Origin of the sequence: Olivibacter sp. XZL3, from assembly GCF_004368405.1 — a bacterium.
In the GTDB taxonomy this organism is placed as follows: domain Bacteria; phylum Bacteroidota; class Bacteroidia; order Sphingobacteriales; family Sphingobacteriaceae; genus Olivibacter.
Genome location: NZ_SBJH01000042.1, coordinates 207,871 through 219,154, shown reverse-complemented (window position 1 = coordinate 219,154; position 11,284 = coordinate 207,871). Strand labels below are relative to the sequence as shown.

Below are 11,284 nucleotides of genomic sequence, written 5' to 3'. Positions count from 1 at the left end.
GGCACCCTATTAAGTGAATTTGCGAATTTAATAATTTCCTTTCATTCCTTGCTATTTTTAGCGTGGACATCAGAGAAAGGAACACAAGAAGACAGTCTGCTGACGCTACAGCTTCAGGTCGCTCCAAACAGCATAATGGTCGGAAAGCTGCTTTTTAAGAACTTGGTACCGCATAACTTCAAAAGCCTTGGAGGAAAGGATGTAATCTATCTGGAAGTTCGGGAATTCACCGTTGTAAGTAATGCCCCAACCGGTGCCCTTTTTCTCGAAGCTATTATTTAGGTCGTTGGCCACTGTATGTACGGCAAAAGATAGCGGCGTATCGTTAAAGTCGCCCGTTATAATTACCGGTTTGCGGCAACGGTTGATTTCTTCTTTTAGGTGTTTCGCTTGAATACTCCGTTCGGAAAAGGCGTTTTTTAGTCTTGAACCGATCCTTCTTGTGGAAGCAACGTTGTCTTTCTCAAAGCTTCGGTTTTTTACGTCTTTCACGAAGGCGTAGTCTTGCGGTTGGAAGCCAATTGATTGGAGGTGGATATTATATACGCGGAACGCCCTGCCGTCTTTAATGATGTCGGCATATATAGCTCTGTTTAATGTCCGTTTACCTCGATAATTGGGGATGACTCCCGCATTTTTTATGGGGTAGCGCGACAAAATGATGAGGCCGTAAGCCTCATATTCGTTTTCAATTACAGGATGAAAGTAGCTGTAAGGAAGTCCCAAAGCCGGAGCCATGTCGCGTTTGTTGTTGTATTTTCCTTTTTTGCGTGTATAGAACTCCTGCATACAGACAATATCGGGCGAAACGCTGTGGATCAGCTCGGTAACAGCTGCCTTCGTTTTCGGTTGCATGTCTTGGTCGTCTTCGCGAAACAAGTGCACATTGTAAGTTAGCACCCGGATGTTGGCGCTGTCGGGATGCTTAACGGCCGCATCGCCAGGGCTGCTATGAAAGCCGACGTGTTTTTTCAAAGGGACATATCCACAGAGAATGCAAAGGAGCGAAAGAAAAAAAAGTTTCGACTTCTTCAACAGCCAAAATAAAATAAAAAGGAAATTTGCGCATAGGAAAATGGGGTAGCCTAAACCGAAAAAAGCAAATGGCCAAAACTTTTGAGGGTCGACATAAGGCGCTAAGTAACTCAGACAAAGGAACAGCATAAATAAGCCATTCACACTAAGTAGCAGGACCTTGCCAAGGCTTCTTTTTGTTTTTCCTTTTCTTTTCTTTGCGGCCATGAATAAAACTCAGTCTTGATCTTGCTTGCCGGCATTAAATAACGCTTCCTTTTCTGCTTTGCTCAAACTGCTATAGCCGGATTGGGAGATCTTATCCAAGATGCTGTCGATGTACTCCTGATTGGTAAAAGTAGCTTTGTTTTTACTAGGAGCATCGTTTTTAATCACGCGAAGCTTTTTCTTTTTAGCTTGAAGGATTTTGCTCCAATCGTTTCCTTTACGAAGTTGCAGTATATAAACGAATCCTAAGAGGCCTCCTCCCAAGTGGGCCAGATTTCCGCCTAGATTACCACCACCTAAGCCCAAAAGGTTCAGGACGATAAAGGCTACTGCCAGGTATTTCAAACGGACATTCCCAAAAAACAATAGACGGATGGTGTAATCCGGTGTAAGCGTTGCCGTGGCTACGACGATCGCATATACAGCGCCCGAAGATCCTACGAGTACCGCGAAGCCCGCCCCTAATGAAGGGACCAGGTTATAGAGTACCAGAAATAAAGCACCGCCAACGAGACCGCCGGCTAAATAAGTGAAAATAAATTGTCTGGTGTTAAGAAAGTCTAAAAAGATAAGTCCAATCCAATAGAGCCAAAGCATATTGAATAAAAAGTGGAAAAAATCCACTTGGGTGAACATATACGTTGCAATAGACCACGGCCTATACAAAAGTTTGTTTAAGTTGGCCGGTAACGACAATTGCTCAATCAGAAAAGAACTTATAGGAGTTTTTGCGAAGAAATCAACCACCGAAAAAAATCCCATTACGATGAAAACAATCGTATTAATCGCTATAAACAGGTTAAGCGTATTTCCCGATTGGAATGCTTTATAATAAAGTTCGCCGAAAAATGATCTCTTCATAAATTTACTATCTCGTTGCTGTTTTGTGTTAAGTTTACCCCCAAAATCCCGGGCGCTTTATTCCCCAGACCTTGATGAGAATAAAGCCAAATAGGGCTCCACCCAAATGGGCAAAATGAGCTACTGAGTCGCCGGAGAATTTTGACACACCCAAAAATAATTCCAATATAATATAAATAGGGATAAATATTTTAGCTTTAATGGGAATAGGGATAAACATCAAATATAATTCGGTGTTGGGGAACAGGTAGCCGAAGGCAACAAGCAGGCCGAAAATGGCTCCGGACGCTCCTACCATGGGTGTAAAGTAGATGGAGGCAAGCGTGTCAAAGCTGGATTTTGCAATGCCATCGATTTTGCTTGAAACCATTCCCGTTTCAAAATTAAAGTCCAATACGCTTTTTGCGGAGACGGAGCCGGTAATATTAAAGACCTCAAAAGCCTGAACGCCAAATTGCAAAGCTAAAGCGCCTAATCCGGTAATAAGGTAAAAGTATACGAATCGCTTGGAGCCCATGATTCGTTCTAATATCGGTCCGAACATATACAGGGCAAACATATTAAACAGGATATGCATGATGCCTCCCGCGTTGATATTCCCATGCATGAACATGTAGGTGATAGGTTGCCACCAATGGAACATGGGCGAATCAAAGTAGTAAACAGGAAAGATCGTATATGCGTATCGAAAAACAAAATTGGCACCTATAAAGCATATGATGTTTGCAATCAGTAAGTTTTTTACTACGGGTGGAATCCCACCAAATTGAGAGGATGAGTTATTAAACATGCTTTGGTCTATTTTTCAAATTTTTCTAACAGTTCCTTGAGGGTAAAGGTAATAATTATGGGTTTACCACTCAAGGAGACATTAGGCGTTGAACAGGCAAAAAGTTTGTCGATGATGTCGTTCATTTCGTCGATGCCCAGTATGGTACCACTCTTTATAGACGCATTGCGGGCTAAACTTCTTGCCAGGTTTTCCCGTTTAGTTAATTTAAAGCTGGATTGGTTGTTCTTGTAGGCCTCCAATAGCTGCTCGAGTACTTGCGACTCGCTCAGTCCGCTTCCCAAATCAGCCGGAATACCCTCTACAATAAAGGTGCTTCTTCCGAAGGGCCTAATCTGGAATCCTAATGCCTGAATATCGGGTAATAGATCCCTTATCAGTTCAAAATCGCCGGTACTTAAATCCACTGTTTGCGGGAAAAGACTTTGTTGACTGGCACCCTGATGCGTTTCCAATTGCTGTAAAAAACGTTCAAACAGAATCCGCTCATGCGCTGCTTGCTGGTCGATCAAAATAAAGCCCGAGCGTATTTGAGATAAAATAAAACGGTTATGTATCTGAAAGATGAGTTTTCCCGCCGGTTTCTCCTGTGCATTTTCAACGATAGTGGTGTCGTTCGTATCCCGGGAGTCGATGCTTAACTGTTGATGGCTTGTTTTTTCCGAAATCTGATAAAGTGTATCCCAATTTTGAGGGATGCCACTTTTTTTATCAAAAGAACGCGAATAATTGTCTTGCCGTTCCTTTTGTTGGGAACCTGTGTCAAAAGGGTTGAATTGCGGATTGAAGGAAATGGTCGGGGGAACAATGTCTTCCGTTTTCTTCTGCGAGATCATGTGACTGAAGCCGGTCTCTTGATCGAAATCTAAACTAGGCGTGATATTGTATTTTCCCAAGGAACGCTTAACTGCAGAGCGAATAATCGCATATACCGACCGCTCATCTTGGTACTTAATTTCTGTTTTGGTGGGATGAACGTTGATATCGATCTGCGAAGGGTCGATCTCTATGAATAAGACATACAGCGGGTAACTGTCGGCAGCGAGGATCTCCTCATAGGCATTCAATACGGCGTGATTAAGGTATGGATCCTTAATGAAGCGATTATTGACGAAGAAATACTGCTCGCCGCGTGTTTTTTTTGCATATTCCGGCTTCCCGATGAAGCCATTTAAATTGATGATGGTAGTCGACTCTTCGACCGGTACTAAGCGTTGATTATAGTTGTTGCCGAAAATGTGTATGATACGTTGCTTCAGCCCTTCCGAAGGAAGACGGAAAATTTCGTTACCATCGCTGTGTAGGCTAAAAAAGATTTTAGGATGAGCTAACGCGATACGTTGAAATTCTTCAATAATATGACGCGTTTCGACTGGATTACTTTTGAGGAAATTACGACGTGCAGGCGTATTAAAAAACAGATTTTTAACGCTGATGCTGGTTCCGGCCGGAGCGGCGATCGGGTCTTGGCTCACTATTTCCGAACCTTCAATCACAATGCAGGTTCCCAGTTCGTCCTCATGCCGCCTCGTTTTAAGCTCCACATGCGCAATAGCAGCAATAGAAGCCATTGCTTCGCCACGGAAGCCCATGGTGCGGATAGCAAAGAGATCTTCGGCCTTTCTGAGCTTTGAAGTGGCGTGGCGTTCAAAGCAAAGGCGCGCATCGGTGATGCTCATGCCACAACCGTTATCTATCACTTGAATGAGTGATTTCCCCGCATCTTTAATAATTAATTGTATTTTATCCGCACCCGCGTCAATCGCGTTCTCGATCAGCTCCTTTACTGCCGATGCCGGACGTTGTACTACCTCTCCCGCCGCAATCTGATTGGCTACTGCATCCGGTAGTAATTGAATGATATCTGACATACCCTGCGAATTTACAAATTAGATATGAGACTACCTTGAGAGCTCGGCCAGCTTTCTGTCAAACAAATCGATTTCTTCTTCACTTGTATCGAAAGAACACATCAGTCGGACTTCATGGTTAGACTCGTCCCAAACATAAAAAAGCAAGGTTTCCTGTAGAGGCCTGATCCAGTCGGCCGGAAATTTGGCGAATATAGCATTTACCTCTACCGGCTTAGTAATGGTAACCGAGGGATATTTCTTTAGCACTTCGGCCAACCGCTGTGTTCGTTGCAAAACGATTTCCGCATACTTTTTATATGTATTTTCATGCAATAGCGCTAAGAATTGAGCCGCAATAAAGCGGCTTTTGGAAGCTAGCTGCATACTTCGTTTGTGGTAGAATGCACTGTCGTGAACAGCTTCATTGAAAATCAGCACGGCTTCTCCGTAAAGCATGCCCGATTTGGTGCCGCCTAAAGACAGGGCGTCCACGCCGCTGGCCTCGACAATGTCTTTCAATTCACATCCCAGGGCCGTCAGTGCTGTAAACAGGCGTGAACCATCGATATGCAATAAAAGGTCGTTTTCCTTTGCGACCTGTCGAATAGCCTGTAGCTCGGCTAAGGTGTATAAGGTTCCATACTCGGTGGGCTGTGTGATGCTCAATACTGTTATTTGCGGGTGATGCAAGTCACCACGGCGTTTGACTGCCCGTCTTATTGTTGCCGGATCCAGCTTTCCTGCATCGTTTATTGGAAGGGGGATGAGTCGACAGCCGCTAAGCGTTTCGGGAGCCGTTGATTCGTCGACATATATATGAGCGGTTTCGGCACAGAGTATCGCTTGATAGGGTTTTACGAGTGTGCTCAACGCTAATACGTTTGCACCGGTACCATTAAAAGCTAAATGCAAGTGAAATTGACGGTTCGTGAGCGATTGTAATAGTTGTTTGAGATGCGCTGTCGTGGTGTCATTTCCGTACGCCGTAGCGTGGGCTTCATTCTCACGTTGAAGAGCGTGCATAACTTCCGGGACAGCTCCTGCATAATTGTCGCTTGCCAATGATTTCATCTGTAGATTCGTTTTTTTAGTCCAAAGGTAAGTAAATGTGTCGTAACACAAAGACCGCCGAGCGGTGTTCGCTCGGCGGTCTTTGTAAATTAACAATTAAAAAAATCTTGTTCTTTAAGTTGGCTTAACTAAATGACACATCACTGCGTGATAAAAAATACTATGAGCTGTATAAAAAGCGACTTAAAGCATTAACCTTTAACTCTAGTAAATTTACGAAAATTTAGTCGTTCATGTAAATTAGTTTTCAACAGGAAAATAGGTTTTCAACATGCTTTTGTGGAAAAGTCTGGTATACTGAGTGTTATTGAGATCCTTCAATGCCCAAAGGGCCTAAACAGAAAAAGCGGCACCGTATAGATGCCGCTTTTCTTTTGCGTTAGCCGATGAAATGCTATTTGTCTATAGAGCCCAACACGCGTTTCATGAACGTGTTGAGGGCTTCTTTTTTATCCATGCCTTGCTCTTGAACCAATTTATTGACTTCAACAGCGCCATACATGTTTGAAATTAGCTCACCTATAACGTCTAACTCTTCATCTTTCAGTGAGGGAACTTCTGTAAGGGATTCAAGCGTTTCAATTGCTTCAATCACAAAGTCTTCGTCGTTCTCCTCAATGAACTGAGTTAAATGCTTAATTATTGGTAACTTCATTTACTAATTGCGTTAAGGCATCCAGTTTGTTCGTTTGCACTTGACTGAGCAATTTACCTCCCTTGAACGCTGCAAATGTTGGTAAATTGGTCACATTTGCAAGTTTTCTTGATTCCGGCAATTTCTCGGCGTCTACAATGACAAACGGAACGTTTTCGTTTTCTGAAGCCAGTTTTTTAAATTTTGGTTTCATAATCTTGCAGTTACCGCACCATGTTGCAGCGTATTGAACTAACACTACATCGTTTTGGTTGACGATATCCACTAAATTATCTTGTTCTAATTCTTGTAACATATCTATATTAGTTTGCGGATAAGTAGCTTGCTACACCTTCGCGGTTTGCGTTCATCGCTTGCTTTCCTTCTTCCCAGTTAGCAGGGCATACTTCTCCAAATTTCTGAACGTGAGCATAAGCATCAATCAAGCGTAAGTATTCTTTTACATTACGGCCGAGAGGCATATCATTTACGCTTTCGTGGAACACTTTGCCATCCTCATCTACTAAATAAGTAGCGCGGAAGGTAACGTTAGAACCTTCGATGATCAATGAATCCAATTCTTCGTCGTAAGCTGCTTTTTGAATATCAAGAATACCCAACACATTTGCTAAATTGCGTGTTGTATCTGCTAAAATTGGGTACGTTACTCCTTCAATACCGCCATTATCTTTCGAAGTGTTTAACCACGCGAAATGTACCTCATTGGTATCGCAAGATGCACCGATTACAATCGTGTTTCTTTTTTCAAACTCAGGTAATGCCTCCTGGAAAGCATGTAATTCGGTAGGGCAAACGAAAGTGAAATCCTTTGGATACCAGAATAATAATACTTTTTTTCCTTTTTTAGTAGCTTCTTCTAATACGTTAATTCTTAAATCATCGCCCATGTGATCCATGGCGTCAACAGTAATGTTCGGGAATTTTTTACCTACTAAGCTCATATTAAATGTTTTTTCGTTTTTGATGTCACAAAGATAAAGCTTTCTAATAGGTTAAAGTATCTTATTTTGTTATGGCCTTATAAATAAAAACTATATTTACAGTGTTGTGATATTGTAATATGAAATATCGGTGAAAAAACAGCTATTTCCTTTGTTAATTGCATATAATTGGAAATTTGTCTAAGTTTGCCTTCCAAATTGGCCCTGTAGTTCAACGGATAGAATAGAAGTTTCCTAAACTTTAGATATGGGTTCGATTCCCGTCGGGGCTACTACACAGGAGAAATGATTAAATAATCGTTTCTCCTGTTTTTATTTTGGGATAATCCGGTGTTTATCTGGAAGATATGGTTTGCGATGACATTCATTCGGGTGGTTCGATACGTTGTTCCGTCAAACGCTAATTTTTCGGGGAATATCGAACCAATAACGGCTCTCCTTGTGTGAACTTAATCAAGATGGCATTCAGTGGCACTATTTGGCGTTCATTGTCGTGTTTGTAAATAGCTGTTTGTCAAATAGTTTTATCGAAATTTGTAATCGGAAGCGGTGTTGGTTTATGTGTTTTCATTCCGGTATGCCAATGGCGATACACCTATATTTTTGCGGAAAGTATAGATAAACCTTGACGGAGTTTCATAGCCTAAAGAATAAGCAATTTCAGAAACCGACCAATCCGTGACTTTAAGCAATATTTTGGCTTCCTGCAATATTCTGTTGGTAATGATTTCCGAAGTAGTTTTGTTGCGGATGTGTTTAACCGATTTATTCAGATGGTTAATGGATACCGAAAGCTGTTCGGCAAAGTCTTTGGGTTTCTTGAGTTTAACGCTGTCGGAAGTGGAGTGCAACGGAAACTGCAAAGCCAACAGTTCCTCAAAAAGTAAAGTTATTCGGTTATCAGCCCCATTTCTTTTAGTCGTTTTGGGTTGAATGCCATTCATTTTTATTGCTTTATGGATAAGTTCATACACCATATTACGGATAGCATCAAACCTGTACTCATAATCAGAAGAAAGTTCCCCTTTCATATTATCCAAAATAGCTTCAAATTCCCGATAGTTTTCTTCCGATAAACTAAATACGTTTTCCTGATGATTTTGAAAAACGGGGTAATCCTTAACATTTCCGAAATTGCTGAAGAAGTCATCATTGAATATACAGAAGTATTCCTTTATCGGTTCTTCCGTTTCTTCAAGAAGAAAAGGTATCATCGGATTGATAAAAACCAATGCATATTTTTCGATTTCGATAGTCTTGTCCGCATAATGGCATTTGCATTTACCCTGCACCAATTTTATTTTGTACAGGCTTTTCCGTGTAAATGCAAGCAACGAAATAGCTTTATTCCTTTTCTTTAGCGTATCAACTTCCATTACGTCAAAATGCCCTGTTCCCCACTGAAAATAAGCAGGAACATTCAAGTTTTTTGCTTTATAAAAATCCGCTATATCGTTACTGTTTTTCATTGTGTTAATTTACAAAACCTATTAGCACCAAACTAATTATTGATTGATTTTCGATATACTTCGTTTGATTGCGGACATTTTCCCCCGATTGCCCTCACTAATTTTGTTCCGTTAAAGATTTATAAAATAATTGTTATGGGTTTATCAGATTACAGGACATTGGGAAAATCGGGCTTACGTGTCAGCCCCTTAACATTGGGAACAATGACTTTTGGCGAAGATTGGGGTTGGGGAGCTAATCCTACGGATGCTCACGGGATATTGAGCGAATATATAGAAAATGGTGGAAACGTGATAGATACGGCAAATATCTACACCAAAGGACATTCGGAAAAAATCATTGGGGATTTTTTGGCAAGTAAAACCGTCCGCAGGGATGCTTTGGTTATTTCCACAAAGTTTTGGGGCAATATGTATCCTTATGATGCCAATGGTGGCGGGGCGGGTAGAAAAAGTATTATCCAATCGTTGGAACATTCTTTACGCAGGTTGCAGACAGATTACATAGACCTCTATTGGCTTCACGCTTTTGACCCCCATACCCCGATAGAAGAAACGCTTTCAGCCTTACAGGATTTGGTAAGTGCAGGAAAAATAAGGTATATCGCTATTTCCGATACCCCTGCATGGAAAATCACAGAAGCTCAAATGCTCGCCAAATTCAGGGGTTGGTCGGCATTTATCGGTTTGCAATTAGAATACTCTCTTTTGGAAAGGTCGGTAGAAAACGAGTTAATCCCTATGGCTTTGGATATGGGATTGGGGGTTATGCCTTGGTCGCCATTGAAAGAGGGAATTTTGAGCGGAAAGTACACAAGGGAAAACAAAGGTCAGCAATTAAGTGGCAGGAACGAAAGCAGAATAAGCCCCGAGCTTCCCGAAAAAACCTATCAGATAATCGAACAATTAGCAACCATCGCAAAAAACAGAAATGTTCCTGTATCGGCTGTTGCCATTGCGTGGGTAATGCACCAAAAGGGAGTTACCTCGACCTTGCTCGGAGCAAGGACATTGGAGCAGTTGAAGCAAAATATCAAAGCGTCGGAATTATTATTATCCGTTGAAGAACTGCAATCCCTAAACAAGCTGTCTGTTCCCGAACTGCCGTTTCCACATAACTTACTGAATGGCACAGCAGACCTTTTGCAGGCAGGCACAACCATAAACGGTATAAAATCAAATGTAGCCGAGATACTTCCGCAAAATGATGATGAGCGCTATGAATAAAGAGCCTAAAAAATATGTTTTCAACAATCAGAATATTGCGGTTGGGATTGTATTCTTTCTATTGGGATTGAGCTTCACGACTTGGACTTCGAGAGTAGCCGATATTCAGCAGAAACTAAATCTTACGGACGGGCAGTTAGGCAGTGTATTGTTTGCTATGCCTGTGGGGTTATGGATTTCATTAGCCGTTTCGGGGTGGTTTGTCAGGAAATATTCAAGTAAGTCAGTTGCCGTTTGGGGATTGGTTTTATACCATATCATATTGGTAGCAATAGGTTTGAGCAATACCACGATACAGCTTGCAGTCAGCCTTTTCCTGTCGGGGCTGTTTTACAGTGCCGTAAATGTATCTATGAATACACAAGGAACACTTGCGGAGCAAAAGATAAATAAACCTTTATTGCCCTTTTTTCACGGTATTTGGAGCGTGGCAGGTTTTATAGGAGCATCTGTCGGAACGCTGTTAATCAAAAGCGGAATATCGACCGTAGCACAATTTACTATTATCGCTTCTTTGGGAATAACTGCAATCCTTATATCTAAACGGCATCTTTTTTACAAACCCGAAATAGAGCGGGTAGGAAAGGCATTTGCCATACCTGAAAAATCACTTATTATACTTGGAGTGATTGCATTTTTTGCAATGATTTGTGAAAGTGCAATGTACGATTGGAGTGTGGTTTACTTTCAGAAAGAGGTATATAATGCAAATGACAATATCGGGATTGGCTATTCTATTTTTATGGCGATGATGACCGTAGGTAGGTTTGCAAATAATTTTCTGTTGGGTAAATATGGCATTAGAAATCTTATTCTGATAAACGCCTGTCTGATTTTTTCGGGAACATTGAGTGCAATCATTTACCCAAGTCTTACAGTCAGTTGTATTGGCTTTGGGTTGGTTGGATTGGGTATTTCCTCAATGGTTCCGCTTATAGCAGGTGTTGCAAGTAAAACCAAGAGAATGGCTCCAGCTTCGGGAATTGCATCTGTTTTGACCATTGGATTTATAGGCTTTCTGTTTAGTCCACCTTTAATTGGCATCCTATCAGAATATTTCAATCTAAGGATGGCGTTTGTGCTATTGGTCGTTTCATCATTGTTTATAGGTGGTTTATCTCGGTTTTTAAAACCGTGAAATAGTATTTTAGAAAAGAAGTATATTAAATAAACCA

11 protein-coding genes and 1 tRNA gene are annotated in these 11,284 nt (G+C 41.4%); 3 read left to right on the top strand and 9 right to left on the bottom strand.

Annotated features, from left to right (window positions below):
• Positions 1 to 105: 105 nt before the first annotated feature.
• The 8 genes from EPX21_RS10340 to EPX21_RS10305 all read right to left on the bottom strand — a co-directional run bounded on the left by EPX21_RS10340 (position 106) and on the right by EPX21_RS10305 (position 7,413).
• Positions 106 to 1,242, bottom strand: coding sequence for an endonuclease/exonuclease/phosphatase family protein (locus EPX21_RS10340; protein WP_134089618.1), 1,137 nt, complete (start codon positions 1,240 to 1,242; stop codon positions 106 to 108).
• Positions 1,243 to 1,251: 9 nt separating this feature from the next.
• Complete coding sequence (locus EPX21_RS10335; RefSeq protein ID WP_134089617.1) at positions 1,252 to 2,103, bottom strand: rhomboid family intramembrane serine protease; 852 nt, start codon at positions 2,101 to 2,103, stop codon at positions 1,252 to 1,254.
• Positions 2,104 to 2,137: 34 nt separating this feature from the next.
• Positions 2,138 to 2,893 carry a rhomboid family intramembrane serine protease gene (locus tag EPX21_RS10330; protein WP_134089616.1) on the bottom strand — a complete coding sequence of 252 codons (756 nt, stop codon included), beginning with the start codon at positions 2,891 to 2,893 and terminating at the stop codon, positions 2,138 to 2,140.
• An 8-nt stretch (positions 2,894 to 2,901) separates the two neighbouring features.
• A complete protein-coding gene (gene mutL / locus EPX21_RS10325) occupies positions 2,902 to 4,764 on the bottom strand; it encodes a DNA mismatch repair endonuclease MutL (protein ID WP_134089615.1) in 1,863 nt (620 codons plus the stop codon).
• A 30-nt stretch (positions 4,765 to 4,794) separates the two neighbouring features.
• A complete protein-coding gene (locus EPX21_RS10320; RefSeq protein WP_134089614.1) occupies positions 4,795 to 5,817 on the bottom strand; it encodes a low specificity L-threonine aldolase in 1,023 nt (340 codons plus the stop codon).
• A gap of 394 nt (positions 5,818 to 6,211) precedes the next feature.
• Positions 6,212 to 6,472, bottom strand: coding sequence for a hypothetical protein (locus EPX21_RS10315; RefSeq protein ID WP_134089613.1), 261 nt, complete (start codon positions 6,470 to 6,472; stop codon positions 6,212 to 6,214).
• Positions 6,453 to 6,767: a thioredoxin family protein gene (locus EPX21_RS10310; protein WP_134089612.1), complete on the bottom strand. Its 315-nt coding sequence runs from the start codon at positions 6,765 to 6,767 to the stop codon at positions 6,453 to 6,455. Before EPX21_RS10310 ends, EPX21_RS10315 begins: the two co-directional genes overlap by 20 nt.
• 7 nt (positions 6,768 to 6,774) lie before the next feature.
• On the bottom strand, positions 6,775 to 7,413 hold the full coding sequence (locus EPX21_RS10305; protein WP_134089611.1) for a peroxiredoxin: 639 nt from the start codon (positions 7,411 to 7,413) through the stop codon (positions 6,775 to 6,777).
• Between the two features lie 200 nt (positions 7,414 to 7,613).
• Here EPX21_RS10305 and EPX21_RS10300 point away from each other — a divergent pair.
• Positions 7,614 to 7,685: transfer RNA gene (locus EPX21_RS10300), tRNA-Arg, on the top strand.
• A gap of 285 nt (positions 7,686 to 7,970) precedes the next feature.
• Here EPX21_RS10300 and EPX21_RS10290 read toward each other — a convergent pair.
• Positions 7,971 to 8,882, bottom strand: a complete 912-nt coding sequence (locus tag EPX21_RS10290) for an AraC family transcriptional regulator (protein WP_134089610.1) — start codon at positions 8,880 to 8,882, stop codon at positions 7,971 to 7,973.
• Positions 8,883 to 9,017: 135 nt separating this feature from the next.
• Between EPX21_RS10290 and EPX21_RS10285 the strand changes: the two genes are divergently transcribed.
• Positions 9,018 to 10,109, top strand: a complete 1,092-nt coding sequence (locus tag EPX21_RS10285) for an aldo/keto reductase (protein ID WP_134089609.1) — start codon at positions 9,018 to 9,020, stop codon at positions 10,107 to 10,109.
• Positions 10,102 to 11,247, top strand: coding sequence for an MFS transporter (locus EPX21_RS10280; protein ID WP_166670727.1), 1,146 nt, complete (start codon positions 10,102 to 10,104; stop codon positions 11,245 to 11,247). The genes EPX21_RS10285 and EPX21_RS10280 overlap by 8 nt, the downstream gene beginning before the upstream one ends.
• Positions 11,248 to 11,284: the final 37 nt, after the last annotated feature.